The following is a 14,983-nucleotide window of genomic DNA, read 5'->3' as shown; positions in this document are numbered from 1 at the left end:
CGAGCGGCTCGCCGTGCGGTCCGCGATGGTCGTCGACACAGAGACGACCTGCCCTGAAGGACATATGATTCGGACCGACCTCGCTGCGGCCGGTATGCGAGCGTCGTCGGCAGCAGCTCGCGCGCTCGCGCGCTCGCGCTTGAACCGCGCGGCCGCGCACGCCGCCCTGCCCGCGACCTGGGCAGGCGATGGCCATCTGCGGCCAGCACCTGTCGACCGGGTTCCCTACGCTCACCACGTCGACCGGGCTGCGGCGACCGGGGGCGCTGATGCCCCTTTGGCGCCTCGATGCATTTCCTGCCCGGACGGGTTGTCATGTCCAAGGTCCTCGCATTCACTCAAGCGGCCAAGCTCGTGTCCCCGCCTGTCGACGGCGGTTTCCCGGAGGGCCTGCTGCTGCAGCTATGGATCCGCCGCACCGGCGACGCCGCCTCGCAGACGATCGTCGAGCTCGCCGGGGCCAAGACGCGGATCGTGCTCGGCACCGGCGACCGCGCCGATGTCCTGCGCTTCTCCGTGATCACGGGCAAGTCGGGCCCCGAGCTGACCATCCCGGGCGGCCTGCCGCCCGACCGCTGGGTGCAGATGCGCGCCGGCATCGACCCCAAGGGGAAGGGCTGGATCCGCATCAACGGCGCGATCTACGTCGAGGGCCCCCTCGCCGCGCCCGGCAAGGAGGCGCGCACCGTCGCGCTCGGCGGCTTCACCGGCGAGCTGGCCCAGCTCGTGGTGTGGAAGCACTTCAAGCCGAACGACCTCTCGTGGGACGCGCCGCCGCTCGGCTCCTCGCAGCTGTCGGCCTACTACCCGCTCGAGCAGACCGTCGCCGACGCCGGCGGCCAGCGCCACACGAGCGTGGACCTCGGCGCCCACAAGCGTCACCTCGCCGGCCCCGGCGCCGTGGCGACCGTCCAGCACCCGGCGCCGCTCGCCGACGGCCCGGCCGCCTACTTCAACTTCGCCAGGGACTCCGAGGTCACCAACCTGTCCCCTGTGACCGGTATGAACGGCAAGCTGACGCTCGAGGCGTGGGTCCGCCTCGACACCGACGAGGCCCTGCCCGGCGCGGTGGTCCAGCTCGGCGCCGACTCGCGGCGGCTGGTGCTCGCCGCCGGCGGCAAGGACGGCGAGGTCGCGCTGATGCTGATCGAGGGCGACACGCCGACCCGCCTGTGCAGCGCCAAGGGCCTGGTCAAGAAGGGCCAGTGGGCGCACGTCGCCGCGAGCGCGCGGGTCGACGACACGGGCCTGGCGATCGACAGCCAGGTGTACTTCCAGGGCACTTCGCGCGCGAAGGGGAAGATGGCCCTCGACCCGTCGAAGCCGGCGCAGTTCACCGCGCTGCGGACCATCCTGAGCAGCCCGGTCGCGTCGCAGTGCAGCCTCGGCGGGGTCGCGCCCGGGCGGCGCGCCTGCGCGGCGGCCTGGCGGAGGTACGGATCTGGCGCGGCGTCAAGCCCGAGCGCCTGGCGCAGCTGTGGCTGACCCGCGCGTGCGGCGACGAGAACGGGCTGCTCGCCTGCTACCGCCTCGACGCCGTGACCGACGGCCTGTTCCACGACCACGGCCCGCGCAGCGGCTGGTCACGCCCCCGGCGGCGTGACGCTCACGGACACGAACGGCCCGCCGCTGCCGGCCACCACCGGCGCCCCGTACCGCCTCAGGACGCGCGGCAAGCTCGTGCGCGAGACGGTCGCGGGCGCGAAGGTCTCGAACAAGATGCTCGGCGCCCAGCCCGAGCAGCTCTACGGCACCGCCCTCGTGTACGACGCCACGGTCGAGGTCACCACGCCCGCGGGCGACGGCGCGAGCGACCGGTCGCTCGAGGTCCGCGTCGACCGCCCGCTGTCCGCCTACGTCGGCCCGACCGAGAAGGGCGAGGTGCAGCCGTGGAAGGCCGACGAGACCCGGGTGGTGCCGCTGAACGGCGCCGGCAAGGTGCGCCTGCGCTTCGTCGCCGACGACCTCGGCTGCCCGACGATCCGCGTCCGGGTCGCCGGGGCCGCCGGCGGCGTGTGGACGGCCATTCGCCCCGACGCCCCGGTGCAGCAACGCCTGCGCACGATCGAGGGCGACGACCTGACGAACCCCGCTCCCGGCCGCCGCAACCCGCTGCCCGCGGGCACCAGCAGCGACGACGCCAACGCCCTCGCCGACGCCTTCCGCCGGCTCACCACGCAGTTCCCCGCGGCCCCGCTCCCCCGGCGCCCTCCCCGGAGAACCGGCCGCTCATCAAGCCCCAGGCCCGGGGCTTCTTCGGTGACATCGGCAACGCGGTCGGGAACGCCGTCGGCTCGGGCGCCAACGCCGTCGGGGACGCCGTCAACGCGGGCGCCGGCGCCGTCGGGGACGCCGTCAACGCGGGCACCGGCGCCGTCGAGGACGCCGTCAACGCGGGCGCCGGCGCCGTCGAGGACGCCGTCAACGCAGGCGCCGGCGCCGTCGAGGACGCCGTCAACGCGGGCGCCGGCGCCGTCGAGGACGCCGTCGACGAAGCCACCGGCGCCGTCGAGGACGCCGTCAACGCGGCCCTCGGCGCCCTCGATCCGGCGGCGCTCGGCGACAAGCTCCTCGCCACCGGCACCGGCGTGATCGAGGGCGCCAAGCGGACCGCGAAGTCGGCCGGCGCGCTGATCGTGCGCGGCGCGAACGACCTCGACGCGTTGCGCAAGAAGGTCGAGGCGCGTCCCGCCGCGCCGGCACGCAGGCGATCGCCGCGCTGGTCGACAGCGCCGAGACGCTGGCCGTCGAGGTCTCCCAGCTCACCGAGACCGGCCTGCAGTGGATCGAGATCATCGGCACCACCATCGTCGACGGCGTCGAGGCGGCCTGGCGCGTGGTCGTCAGCGGGGTCGAGGAGGCGTTCGCCGCCATGGAGGCGCTGGTCAAGCGGATCGCCGCCGAGGTCCGCGAGATCCTCGAGTTCCTGGCCTACCTGTTCCTGTGGGACGACTTCCTCGCCGCCTCCGACGACATCCACGCCCTGCTCGACGACTCGTTCCAGCAGCTGCGCCAAGACCCGCAGCTCGGCGAGTACAAGGCCCAGCTGGCCGACGCGCTGCGCAAAGGCGTCGAGCAGGCCGTGGGCCAGCGCTCGGTCGGCGACCTGTTCGGCCTCGACATCGACGCCGCGCGCCCCGTGCTCGAGCCGCTCGAGTACCTGTTGGAAAAATTCCAGGACGCGCTCGAGTCGGTCGACGCGGTGTTCGACCTCGCCGACGACGTGACCTCCGGCCTCGGCGCGCCCGATGCGGCCGTGCTGAACACCGCGAACGGCCTCACCGGCAAGCTGCCCGACCTCACCCAGGTGAGCACCGTGCTCGGCACGCCGATCTCGCAGCTCCTGGCCCAAAACGGCGCGCTCGCCGACGGCTCGTCCTCGCTGCTCGACGTCCTGTTCGACGGCGTCGTCACCCGCGGGGTGGACGCCATCGACCTCGCCGGCAAGCAGTTCCGCGCCCGCATCAAGGTGCCGGTGCTGACCGACGCGATCGAGGCGACCATCCTCGGCGGCCGCTCCTTCACGGTCATGCGGGTCGTCTCCCTGGTCGGCGCGATCGTCGGCGTGCTGACCGAGAAGTCGACGAACAAGGCCCAGGCCAGGAGCGACGTGTCGTCGATGATCACGCCCAAGTCGGGGGCGCAGCCGCGGAGCGGGCAGACGCAGCCCGGCCGCGACGCGCGGCGGATCTTGTGGGCCTCGATGGCGCTCGGGCTCGTCAACTCGATCGTCCTCATGACCAAGACCGGGCTCGAGATGGCCGGCAAGGCGGCCAAGAAGTTCTCGGCGACCCTGGCCGCCACCGGCGGCATGTGCACCTCGCTGCGCGGCGTCCTCACCCTGGCCCGGCTCCCCAGCCTGCCGCAGAAGGTCCAGCCCTACACCGGCGCCAACGCGGGCCTCGAGATCGTCACCGGCGCGTGGACGGTGCTGTCCGCGTACGTCACCTACAAGGTCGACGACCTGTGGCGCCCCTTCGACCTCGTGGCCTTCGGCCTGCTCGGCCTGGCGACCACCACGCTCTCCGCGGTCGCGCTCGGCACCGGCAACCTGCAGGGCGACAGCCAGATCGTCACGTTCTCGCTGCGCTGCGGCTCGTGGGTGAGCAGCTCGCTGATGCGCCTGTCCGAGAAGTACGACGACAGCGACCGGACCGGCCGGCTCAAGCTCGTCACCGTCGGCTTCGCGGTCGTCTCGGGCGTCATCGACGTCTCCGAGGCGATCTACGGCAACGTCGACGACGTCCAGCAGCAAGTCGGCTAAACCCCCCTCCATGCGAAAGGCGGCCCGTCGCGCGGAGACGGGCCGCGTTTCGCATTCGCCGCACCTGAGGACGCGCGAGTCATCGCCTCCGAACGAGGACGCATGAATCGCCGCCATGCACGCCGCGCACGACTCGCGCCGAGCCGCCCGTCGCAGTCGTGGGCGATCGCGATGCTGGCGACAAACGTGCTCGACGGGCTCCTGCCGCTGGCGATCGGGCTGTGGGCGAGCCGCGGCGGAGCGCTGAGGCCATTGCCCGCGGAGGGCGACTCCTCGCAGCGAACTCGAATGGCATGAGGGCCTGGCGAGGCCGGGCGCTGGCGAGCCGCGCGAGAGCACGGGCTCGGGGCACGGAGCATCGCCCGCCGCGGGTCGCCGGGCTTCGGCCGCGGCCGCGACGCCGTCCCGAGCGCGGGCCGGATCGCCCTGGCGGGTGGTTCGCCTGACCGATCGAGGGGCCCTCGCCGACGCGACAGCGACGCGGCCGTGGCCGCGGACTGCCGTCGACGCTCGCGGTCCGGCCGCGGCGCTGCGGCTCCGGGGACGCGATGTTCGGCGCCGGGCGGATCTCCCTCGGGGAGCGCCGACGTCGTCCGATTCGCCGCCGCGTCGCTCGCCGCGAGCGTCGCGTCGTCGCCAGGCTCTCGCGCCGGGCGGGCCGATGCGGGCGCCGTTCGACGCTCGCGCGAACGATGTGGCAGCCCGGCCCACGTGTGGGGTACGAGGCTATATGCATACCGTGAAATGGCGGTCCAGCCGGGTCGCGGGCGGGCGAATGCGCGGCCCCCTCCGTCGGACCGCCGCGGTCGCGCCGCAAGATGAATAATCATATACAATTATGAAAATCGCCGGGCGGGCGTCCTCGTCGCCGTCGCGTCCGGCGGGCTATGTACAATCCGCAGCGCGGCGGACGGCGCCGACGATTCGGCGAAATTCGGGCCGGAGCGGCCGCCGACGCCGCCGACGCCGGGCTCGTCGCGTCGCCCGAAGAACCGCAGATTCGCGGCGAACGGGCCGTGTCCGCCGCGGCTTTGCCCGATCGGGCGCGCGTCGGAGGTTGCGATTCACCACAGTTCTTCATTGCGAGCCGTCAGGGTCCGGCGAATATTCCGGCAGTCGACGCCGGAGAGAGCCGGTGTCGCTTCCGAGAGAAGACAAGAAGGAACTCCCCATGTTGCGCAAGATTCTGTTGCTGTGCCCCGCCCTCGCGTTCGCCCTGCCGCTCCTCGCGGCCTCCCCGTCGGAGGCTCGTCCCCTCGCAATCCCGGCCCACCCGGCCGAGTGGTGCTGGGGCGGCAACAACGACTGCGACTTCGGCCAGGACCTCCTGCTCGCGGTCTGCGTCCAGACCCAGATCTTCGTCCAGACCGGCCAGGACGATCGCGCCTACGATTGTGACACCCTGAGCGGCCCGAGCTGCCTGGCGAGCTGCGACGACGTCGCCGGCGACGACGCCAACACCTGCCGCAGCCAGTGCGACGGCGACGGCGCGATGTTCTGCGCGCCCGCGGAGAAGACCCGCTGGGGCGGCGGCGGCTGGGGCCCGTGGGGGCAGGGCATCGGCCCCTGGGGTCCGGGCTGGGGCCAGGGTGGCTGGGGCGACGACCGCCCCGACTTCGACGACGACGAGGCCCTGTTCGTCGACACGCAGACCTGCCTCCAGCTCGACCTGAACGAGGCCTGAGCGCACGGACCTGACGGGTCCGACAGCGACCGGCATCGCCGCGCCCGCGGCGGCAATGCCGGCGCGTTCGGGTTCGCCGCCCGTCGGGCGAGGCATCGACTCTTTCCGCGACCGGCATCGCCGCGCCCAGGCGGCAATGCCGGTCCCCGGCGTCGCCATCGGACGACGCGACGACACATTCCGCGACCGGCATCGCCGCCCCGCGGGCGGCAATGCCGGAGTTCGACCTCGCCGCCATCGGCCGATACATCGACTCTTTCTGCGACCGGCATGGCCGCGCCGAGGGCGGCAATGCCGGCGCTCGGCGTTGCCCATGATCATTGGCCGCCCCGGGTCCGACCGGCATGGCAGCGCCTGGCGCGGCCATGCCGGCGCTCGGCGTCGCCGGCGATCGGGCGACGCATCGACTCTTTCTCCGATCGGCATCGCCGCCCGGGGCGCAATGTCGGCCCTCGGCGTCACAATCGGACGACTCGACGACGTTCCTGCGACCGGCCTCGCCGCCCCCGCGCGGCGATGCCCGCATTCGCGATGGCCGCGGCTCGTGGCGCCGAGCCGTGACGGCGGCGAATGTGCAGACCCCACGAATCACCCGAGTGCGCGCGCCGGGGAGGCCGCGCCTTCGCGCCCGTGGCTCGCCATTGCCGCGGTGCGCTGATTGTCCGTCGTGCCCGCCGCGGCGCGTCCGGACGGGTCCTCCTGCACCGTCTCGCCGCCGCCCCGCCCGCCCGAGGCACCACGTTCGATGTCCTCGCGAGCAGCGGTGCCTCGCGGTGGTCGGCGCGGGCCGCTCGCCGGAGCGCGGCTGTCACCGCCGACAAGGATTACTCGCTCGCCTCCGCCAGGGATGCGTCGCTCCCTCGTCGTCGGCGCCGGCGGCACGGTCGCCGCATGGGGCGGCCGGGCCGGGTATCATCCGCCCGTGCCTGCGGCCGAACCCGACCTGTTCGCGGCGTATCTGACGCGCTGGGGCCTCGTCCCCGACGGCGCGCCGATCGTCACTCGCGCGGCCCGCCTGCTCCCCGTGCGGCGCGGCGACGAGCCGGCGATGCTCAAGGTCGCCACCGACCCCGACGAGCGCCACGGCCACATCCTGCTGCGCTGGTGGGCCGGCGACGGCGCGGCCCGGCTGCTCGCGGCCGACGACACGGCGCTGCTGCTCGGGCGGGCCACCGGCTCTCGCTCGCTCGCCGAGCTCGCGCGCAGCGGTCATGACGACGAGGCGACGATCGCCCTGTGCGACGCGATCGCCGCGCTTCACCGGCCGCGCCCCACCCCGATCCCCGCCGGCCTCGTCGATCTCCCCACGTGGTTCTCCGCCCTGGGGCCCGGCGCGCGCCGCCACGGCGGTCTCCTGCGCGAGGCCCTTGCCACGGCCTCGCGGCTGCTGGCCGACCTCCGCGACGTGCGGCCGCTCCACGGCGACCTCCACCACGACAACGTGCTCGACTTCGGCGCGCGCGGCTGGTTGGCGATCGATCCGAAGCACCTCCTCGGCGATCCGGCCTTCGACTACGCCGTCGTGTTCGCCAACCCCGACATGGCCGGCGGCCCGCCCTGGCCGTCCACGAGCGGGTGTTCCACCGCCGGCTCGAGCTCGTCACCCAGCGCTCGGGCATCGCCCGCGCGCGCCTGCTCGACTGGCTCCTCGCCTGGTCCGGCCTGTCGGCCGCGTGGATCCTCGCCGACGGCGACGCGCCCGAGATCGACCTGCGAATCGCCGAGCTCGCTGCGCGCGCGCGATGAATCGGCCCACGATCGAATCGCCGAGCTCGCTGCGCGCGCGGCGATGAATCGGCGAACATTCGACCTCCGGGTCGCCGAGCTCGCTGCGCAATGGCTCGAGCGCGCACGGCCGAAGCGCCGAGCTCGCTGGGGCCGCGGCCTGTGCGCCTCGGCGGCCTCGAGCGCCTCGCCCGATCCCCCGCGCGCCGCGAGCACCACTCCCCGTCCTCCTCCACGCGGAGGCGCGCGACCGGGTGCGGCCGCAGCGAAGCGTGCCATGAATCAGGCGATCGCATGCCGCAGCCGCCGCGCCTCACCCATCCGACCGCGCTCGATCCGAGCGACCCGATCGCCCAGCTCAACGACGCCTTCCTCGCGGCCTACGCTGCGCGCCAGCGGGCCGTGCTGGCCAAGCTGGGCCCATCGGTGGCCCAGGTCGGCGACAGCCTGTACTTGCGGATCGGCGGACGCCGCAGCGTGGGGCCGGCGCGGACTCGGCTTTATCACCAGCTCAAGGCGATCTGCCACGTGCCGCTGGCGCTCCAGACCATCCTCGGCGACGAGGGCGGCAGCCTCGACGAGGACGCGCGCGCAGCTGGAGGAGCTGAGCCGACGCACCGATCCGGTGGCCCTGGCGATCGGCGAGGCCGGGCTCGACCGGACCCAGCTCGAGCGTCAGCGCCGGCTGCTCGACGCCTCGCGGCGGTTCATCGCCGAGGTGTTGTCGGCCAACGGGGTCACCGGCGCCGCGCTCGTCGCGTTCCTGCGGGCGCAGATGGACGACATCCGCGCCAACATCGCCGACGCCGCGCGCGACCAGCTGCACACCACCCACGCCACCTTCTCCGCGTGGGTCGCCGACATGACCCCGGAGCAGTGGTCGCAGCTGCGCGTGGTCGTCGGCGCGGGTCACATGGATCGCACCGGCAACCTCGCCTCGCAGTACTTCAGCCGCGCGCTGGGCGATCGGTGGGAGGGCCGCTTCGAGCGCGAGGACCACGACGATCCGGGGCGCCGGGTCATGACCTCCGAGGACGTCACCGACGAGGAGAGCGCGTTCGCCTTGCTGGCCACCCACGTGTTCGACACCCGCACCTCCAACGCCTTCTTCGGCGAGGAGAGCCGGATGGGCCGCGACGTCCTGGCCGACGCGGCCGAGCGCGAGCTGATCGCGATGTTCGGCGAGCAGCCCGCGCCTCCGCCCTGCGACGTCACTCCGGGACCAGCTCGAAGTCGATCGGCTTCAGGCTGCCCGCGTTCGTGACCTCGCTCGAGCAGGCGGTCAGGCCGACGACCATGTCCATCTCGGCGCGCAGCTCGATGCAGTCGCCGGCCGCGCTGGCCGGCGGCGCGATCGTCATCTTGCCGGTCGCCGGGTCGAAGCGGACGTCCATGAAGATGTTGAAGGTCGAGCCGATGCTGTCGGCCTCGACCCCGAACGCCGCCAGCGGCCCGCGCAGGTTCTCGTAGCAGCTCGGGTGGGTGCCGTCGTCGCCGCGCAGCCTGCGGTACATCTCGGGGCTGCAGGGCGTCAGCACCAGGTCGTGCCGGCCGACGTCGTCGCGCCCGATCGTCCACATCGGCCGCTCGCGGTTGCTGTAGAGCACGTCGCCGGTCGACAGGTACAGCTTGTCGGCGTAATCGATGCTGCGGCCGGAGCTGAGGTGCTCGCGCAGCTCGCCGCGGGCCAGGCTGTAGAGGTCGCACACCTGCCGGCCCTCGGGATCGATGATTCGCAGCAGCTGGCCGCGTTCGATCGCAAAGGCCACGCCCGACTGTCTGGGGATCCGGTAGCGCACGCCGGGGCGCGGCTCGATGACATGGGTCGCGGTCACCCGCGAATGATACGGGCACCCGCCCGTCGGCGCCTGCGGCTCGTCCTCCGCCTCGGCCTCCGCCTCGCTGCCGCGCGGTTGGAACGGCGCGTGCCAGTCCGGCTCGACCTGCCGCCCGCTGTACTGGCGGGCCTCGCTGTCGCCGCCGAAGTCGTCGAGCGCCGGGTTGATGTCGCCCTGCAGCGCGCGCTCCTTGTCGCGCACCACCGCCTGCATGCGCTCGTACTTGCCGGTCTCGCGCAGGCGCTCGAACTGCGCGTGCGGGTTGAACACCAGCGCGGGCCACGGGAACTGGCGGCTCAGGCGAGCGCTGCCGGGGTGCAGGCCGACGATGAAGTAGGCCGTGCCGGCGTAGCTGAACGAGAAGTGCGGGTCGTCGGGATCGCTGCTGACCGACGAGTCCCACGGCGCCGCGTCGGCCTCGTGCAACGCCTGCAGCTGGGACCACAGCGCGCGCTCGAAGGACTGCTCGCCCGCGTCCTGCGGGCCGGTGAACAGCGCCACGAAGGTGGCGAAGGGGCCGTCGATCTGGTCGATGTCGCGGGTGAACGTCGCCAGGTCGCGCGCCAGCGCGGCGGTCGCCGCCGCGCTGCCGAGCGCGTCGTAGACACCCAGGCGATAGCTGTTGTTGTGGACCGCGCTGCGCGCTCCGACGCACGGGTAATGCGGGTCGAGCACGAACGCGCGGAAGGCCCCGTGCATCGCCGTCGCGGTGAGGTCGGCCTGGTCGACGTCGTCGTCGCCGGCGATCCGCAGCAGTCGCTCGGGATGGTTCGGGTCGGGGCGGTAGAAGCGGGCCGGCCGCTCGGGTGCATCCGCGTCGGGCGGATTGGAGACGGACGGATCGGGCGCGAACAGATTCGCAGCCTCGTGGCCCGGGTGGAAGTCGGACATGATCGTCCTCGTCGCGGGCTCGGCCGCGAGGCCCGAGCGCCGGGCTGATAAAAATGGCACGGAGCGGCGGGGCGCGGCGATCGCCGCACCTCCGCCGCCGCCGCAGCTCCGCACTAGTTGTTCGGCTTGCCGTCGTTGGCCTTGAGCAGCTCCTCGCGCTCCTCCAGGCGGTCCTCGCGGTTCTCGAGGCGCTCTTCCTTGGCCGCGCTGTTGTCGGGGTCGGCCTGCTTCTCGTCGATGCGCTCCTCACGACGGTCGATGCGCTCCTCCTGGCGCTCCATCCCCTCCTCGGCCCGCTCCTTGCGGTCGAGCTTGGTCTGGGCGCAGCCGACTGCCGAGACGAGGGAGAAGGCCAGGGTCATGAGGACGGGTGTCTTGAACTGCATGGTGTGATCCTTTGTCGAGCGCGACGGCTCGGATGGCGTGAGTGGCATCGGGCGGGAGCCGCGACGCCGAATGTCGGCAGTGGGCCGGCGCGACGCCCCGGGTGGCGCGCTGCACCGGACGAGCGCGCTCCCCGATCCACGACGGGGAGCCCCGGCGGACCGGGCGCTCGGAGGGCCTTCAATCGATCGTGTGTTCGTGAATCTGCCCTTGAGCCTGCTGCCATTGCCCCGGATCCGCTCGCTGCGTCCGGGGCGCTTGTCCTGGCACGATTGTGTTTGCAGTTGCGTGCGCCGGCCTTCCGGCTAACCGCGTCCTCCGCGGCGAAACCGGACGTGCGGCCCGCTTTTGCCCTGTTCCCTTTGCGCTGGCGGACGGCACGGAGCCAATCGCGCACAGCGCGCAAACGGGAGCGTCCCGGCTCTGCAGCGAAGGGTCCCGCCGAAGGACACCCTGGGTCTCGATTGTGCGATATCGCTCTCTTTACAACCAAATCTATCGCAGTTTTGTATTTTATAGTTTAATTTAAAGTTTTGTAAGCTTGATATGTTAGATTTCTTCCTGCTCGTCCCTCGGTGACCGATCTCTTCGCCCCTGGGCCCTTCGCACAGGTCCTTTCAGCCATGTCGATCCGCAACCTCTCGCTCGCCCTCCTCGTCGTGACCGCCTGCACTGAGCGTCCCCTCGGCGACGCCGAGACCAGCGCCGGCGGCCAGACCACCGAGACCACCACCGCGCCGGCGACGACGCTCCCCGACGCCGGCAACTCGACCACGGCGGAGCCGACCACCGAGCCGCAGGATCCCGTCACCTCGACCACCGCCGCGCCCGACCCCGGCACGACCGGGAACAGCTCCAACGGCGACATCACTCCGCCGGACGGCGGCGGCGCGAATGATGATTGGTGCGACCCATGGGTGCAGGACTGTCCCGAAGGCCAGAAGTGCATGCCGTGGTCCGGCGACGGCGACAGCTCGTGGGAGAGCCTGAAGTGCGTCGACGTCGTCCCGAACCCCGACGACGTCGGCGAGCCCTGCATGGTGTTCGGCTCCGGCGTCAGCGGCGAGGACACCTGCGACGTCGGTCAGATGTGCTGGAACGTCGTCGACGGCGTCGGAACCTGCATTGCGATGTGCGTGGGCTCGCCCGAAGCCCCGAGCTGCGAGTCGCCGGGGGCGACGTGTCATATCAGCGGCGAGGGCATCCTCAACCTGTGCCTCCCGAACTGCGACCCGCTGAAGCAGGACTGCCCGGGCGGCGACCTCTGCCTCCCCAACCCGAACGACCCCGCCAACTTCCTGTGCGTCCTCGACGCCAGCGGCGAGAGGGCCAGGCCTTCGACCCCTGCGAATACGCCAACGCTTGCGACCCCGGTCTCATCTGCGTCAGCCCCGAGTTCGCCGGCGAGTGCGACCCGCGGCGCTCGGCTGCTGCCTGCCGTACTGCGACAACACCCTCGAGCCGACCGACTGCCCCGGTCAGGGTCTGCAGTGCATCCCCTGGTTCGACCTCGGCACCGCCCCGCCCGGCCTGGAGAAGCTCGGCCTCTGCGGTCTTCCTCAGCCCTGATCACGGCGTCATCGCGATTGCGACGACTCCAGATCGGATGAATGCGTCCGGCTCCGCCGCCAGGCCTGCGGCGAATGGCCGGTCCAGCGCTCGAATGCGCGGAGGGCCGCGGCAGCGACCCCGTCCCATGGATCATCGCGTCAGCCGGGCCCGCCGCCGACGCGGGCCGGCAGGCGCACGCGGACCGTCGAGCCGGCCCCGAACTCGCTGTCGACGAAGATCTCGCCGCCCATCATGCGACACAGGCGGCGGCTGATCGACAGGCCCAGGCCGGTGCCGCCGTAGCGGCGCGTGACCTCGGCGTCGACCTGCGAGAAGCCGGCGAACAGGCGCTGCATCTGCGCCGGGGTCATGCCGATCCCGGTGTCGCGAATGGTGAACTCGACGCAATCGACGCCGGGCAGCAGCTCGTCCTCGCCGGCGGTGTCGAAGTCGCGGGCGCGCCGGGTCGCCGCTCGACCAGCAGCTCGATGCTCCCGCGCGTGGTGAACTTGCAGGCGTTGCCGAGCAGGTTGAGCAGCACCTGGCGCAGGCGCGTCGCGTCGGACACCATCTCGCCCACGCCGCTGCAGCGGCAGCGGTAGGTGTTGTCGTTCCGGCCGACGAGCGGGCGGATCGCCTCGTTGATCTCGACGACCAGCGCCTCGAGGTCAAAGGCCCGCATCGCCAGGTCGAGCTTGCCCGCCTCGATCTTGCTGAGGTCGAGGATGTCGCTGACGAGCGTCAACAGATGGGTGCCGGCGGTGTGGATCCGCCGCACGTCGTCGGCGAGCCCGGGGACGTCGAGCGCGACCAGCTCCTCGTGGAGGATCTCGCTGTAGCCGAGGATGGCGTTCAGCGGGGTGCGGAATTCGTGGCTGACGCTGGCCAGGAACATGCTCTTGGCGTGGCTGGCCGCGGTCGCCTGGTTGCGCGCGTGCTGCAGCTCGGCGTTGAGCTCGCGCAGCGCCTTGACCGAGCGGTTGCGCTCGACCGCGTAGCGGATGGATCGCTCGAGCTGGCGCGGGCCGAACTCGCCCTTGACCAGATAGTCGACCGCGCCGGCCTTCATCGCCTCGACGTCGAGCGAGCGGTCGGACTGCCCGGTCAAGAGGACGATCGGGATCGTGCAGCCGCGCGCGACCACCTCGCGCAGCAGCTCGGGGCCGGTCTTCTCGCCGAGGCGGTAGTCGAGCAGGCACAGGTCGGGCCCGCCGGACAGCAGCGCCTCGACGCCGTCCTCGTAGCAATCGACCCATCGCAGGTCGTAGGTCCCCTCCCCCAGCTCCTCGAGCAGCTCCGAGGTCAGCAGGTAGTCGTCCCGATCATCTTCGACGAGCAGCACCGAGACCGATGTGTCCACGCATGAACCTCCGCGGCCCCGTCACGAGGCCCCACTCTCGCTTTCGGCCGCGCTCAGGTCCGGGACCCACACGCGCAGCACCGTCCGGCGCACGCCCTCCGTCTCGACGAACAGCTCGCCGCCGAGCCCGCGACAGACCCGCCGGCAGGCCGCGAGCCCCGACTCCGTCCAGCCGCCCCGCGGCGCCACCCGGCGTCGGCCTGAGGGATGCTGGCGAACAGCAGCTCGAGCTGCGCCGGCGTCATCCACAGGCCGCTGGGGCGGATCGCCAGCTCGACGCCCTCGACGCCGTCCTGCGAGCGGCGCGCGACCGACAGCTCAATGCGGCCGCGACGCGCGAACTTGCAGGTGTTGGCGAGCAGGGTGAGCAGGACCCGCCGCAGGTGCGCCGGGTCGGTCTCGATCACGCCGACGTCGTCGGCGACGACGACCTCGAGGGTGTTGTCGTTGTGCCCGACCAGCGGACGGATCGCCGCCACCACCTCCTCGACGAACGGCGCCAGGGCCAGGCGCCGCGGCTGGATCGGCGGCCCCTCGCTCGCGCTGGCGCTCGCGCTCATGTCGAGGACGTCCGTCAACAACCGCTCGAGGGTGCGACAGGCCTCGCGGACCTCGCGGGCGTAGCCCTCGGCGATCGCGTCGCGCCCGGCGAGCCGCGCCTCGATGGCGTCGTTGCAGGTGACGATGGTCCCGAGCGACTCGCGGTAGGCCTGGCTCACTGCGGTGAGGAGGTCGTTCTTGGCCTGATTGGCGCGGATGGCCTGATCGCGCGTCAGCTCGAGCTCGCGGTTCAAGAGGCGCAGGGCCGAGAGCGACCGCGACCACTCGAGCGCGTAGCGGATCGACCGCTCGAGCAGGTCGGCGCGGATCGGGACTTCACCAGGTAGTCGGCGGCGCCCAGGCGCGTGGCCTCGACGTCGAGCCGGCGCTGGTCCTGCGCGGTGAGGAAGATGATCGGCACCTCGACGCCGGCGGTGGCGCTCTGCGCCAGCAGCTCCATGCCGGTCCGCTCGCCCAGCGCGTAGTCGAGGAGGCACACGTCGAACGACCCCTCGAGGAGGCGCTGCAGCCCCTCCTCGAAGGTCTGCGCCCAGGTGAGGGCACATTCCGGGTCGTCGATCTCGGACAGCAGCGCCTGCGTCATGATGAAGTCGTCCTCGTCGTCCTCGACGAGCAGCACCGAATTCGTCGCCTCATGATCGCCGCCTCGTCCTCAGACTACCCCCGCTCCGCCGATTGCGGGGCGCGAACAGCTCCGACAGCCGGGTGGAGTCGCCCCCACCGGT

13 protein-coding genes and 1 pseudogene are annotated in these 14,983 nt (G+C 72.2%); 7 read left to right on the top strand and 7 right to left on the bottom strand.

Annotated features, from left to right (window positions below):
- Positions 1-315: 315 nt before the first annotated feature.
- The 5 genes and pseudogenes from OV079_RS51980 (at position 316) to OV079_RS60240 (ending at position 7,694) form a co-directional block, all read left to right on the top strand.
- Positions 316-1,485 (top strand): LamG-like jellyroll fold domain-containing protein, encoded by a 1,170-nt coding sequence (locus OV079_RS51980; RefSeq protein WP_267778083.1) that lies wholly within the window; start codon positions 316-318, stop codon positions 1,483-1,485.
- Positions 1,486-1,599: 114 nt separating this feature from the next.
- On the top strand, positions 1,600-2,592 hold the full coding sequence (locus tag OV079_RS51975) for a hypothetical protein (protein WP_267778082.1): 993 nt from the start codon (positions 1,600-1,602) through the stop codon (positions 2,590-2,592).
- A 244-nt stretch (positions 2,593-2,836) separates the two neighbouring features.
- The gene (locus OV079_RS51970; protein ID WP_267778081.1) at positions 2,837-4,264 is read left to right on the top strand and encodes a hypothetical protein; all 1,428 of its coding nucleotides are present in this window, start codon (positions 2,837-2,839) and stop codon (positions 4,262-4,264) included.
- A 1,171-nt stretch (positions 4,265-5,435) separates the two neighbouring features.
- Positions 5,436-5,948, top strand: coding sequence for a hypothetical protein (locus OV079_RS51965; RefSeq protein ID WP_267778080.1), 513 nt, complete (start codon positions 5,436-5,438; stop codon positions 5,946-5,948).
- 943 nt (positions 5,949-6,891) lie between these two features.
- A pseudogene (locus tag OV079_RS60240) lies at positions 6,892-7,694 on the top strand (aminoglycoside phosphotransferase family protein).
- Between the two features lie 261 nt (positions 7,695-7,955).
- On the opposite strand, the gene OV079_RS60235 reads toward OV079_RS60240, so the two are convergent.
- A complete protein-coding gene (locus tag OV079_RS60235) occupies positions 7,956-8,291 on the bottom strand; it encodes a hypothetical protein (RefSeq protein ID WP_420829477.1) in 336 nt (111 codons plus the stop codon).
- Positions 8,292-8,298: 7 nt separating this feature from the next.
- On the opposite strand from OV079_RS60235, the gene OV079_RS60230 reads away from it, so the two are divergent.
- Positions 8,299-8,937, top strand: coding sequence for a hypothetical protein (locus OV079_RS60230; protein ID WP_420829476.1), 639 nt, complete (start codon positions 8,299-8,301; stop codon positions 8,935-8,937).
- On the opposite strand, the gene gntA is transcribed toward OV079_RS60230, so the two are convergent.
- Complete coding sequence (gntA, locus tag OV079_RS51950) at positions 8,885-10,402, bottom strand: guanitoxin biosynthesis heme-dependent pre-guanitoxin N-hydroxylase GntA (protein ID WP_267778079.1); 1,518 nt, start codon at positions 10,400-10,402, stop codon at positions 8,885-8,887. The two genes, OV079_RS60230 and gntA, sit on opposite strands and share 53 nt — an antisense overlap.
- A 113-nt stretch (positions 10,403-10,515) precedes the next feature.
- Entirely contained in the window at positions 10,516-10,788 is a 273-nt protein-coding gene (locus OV079_RS51945; RefSeq protein WP_267778078.1) for a hypothetical protein, read from the bottom strand.
- Positions 10,789-11,409: 621 nt separating this feature from the next.
- Between OV079_RS51945 and OV079_RS51940 the strand changes: the two genes are divergently transcribed.
- Positions 11,410-12,396, top strand: coding sequence for a hypothetical protein (locus OV079_RS51940; RefSeq protein WP_267778076.1), 987 nt, complete (start codon positions 11,410-11,412; stop codon positions 12,394-12,396).
- A 99-nt stretch (positions 12,397-12,495) separates the two neighbouring features.
- On the opposite strand, the gene OV079_RS51935 is transcribed toward OV079_RS51940, so the two are convergent.
- From OV079_RS51935 to OV079_RS51920, 4 genes are read right to left on the bottom strand one after another with little or no spacing between them, the layout of a single operon-like run.
- Positions 12,496-12,708: an ATP-binding protein gene (locus tag OV079_RS51935; protein WP_267778075.1), complete on the bottom strand. Its 213-nt coding sequence runs from the start codon at positions 12,706-12,708 to the stop codon at positions 12,496-12,498.
- Positions 12,705-13,697, bottom strand: a complete 993-nt coding sequence (locus OV079_RS51930; protein ID WP_267778074.1) for a hybrid sensor histidine kinase/response regulator — start codon at positions 13,695-13,697, stop codon at positions 12,705-12,707. Before OV079_RS51930 ends, OV079_RS51935 begins: the two co-directional genes overlap by 4 nt.
- Positions 13,698-13,750: 53 nt before the next feature.
- The gene (locus tag OV079_RS51925; RefSeq protein WP_267778073.1) at positions 13,751-14,491 is read right to left on the bottom strand and encodes a sensor histidine kinase; all 741 of its coding nucleotides are present in this window, start codon (positions 14,489-14,491) and stop codon (positions 13,751-13,753) included.
- Positions 14,488-14,877, bottom strand: a complete 390-nt coding sequence (locus OV079_RS51920; RefSeq protein WP_267778072.1) for a response regulator — start codon at positions 14,875-14,877, stop codon at positions 14,488-14,490. Before OV079_RS51920 ends, OV079_RS51925 begins: the two co-directional genes overlap by 4 nt.
- Positions 14,878-14,983: the final 106 nt, after the last annotated feature.

This window comes from Nannocystis pusilla, from assembly GCF_026626665.1.
In the GTDB taxonomy this organism is placed as follows: domain Bacteria; phylum Myxococcota_A; class Polyangia; order Nannocystales; family Nannocystaceae; genus Nannocystis; species Nannocystis pusilla.
The sequence above is the reverse complement of the archived record's forward strand: the minus strand, read 5'-3'. Positions and strand labels throughout refer to the sequence as shown.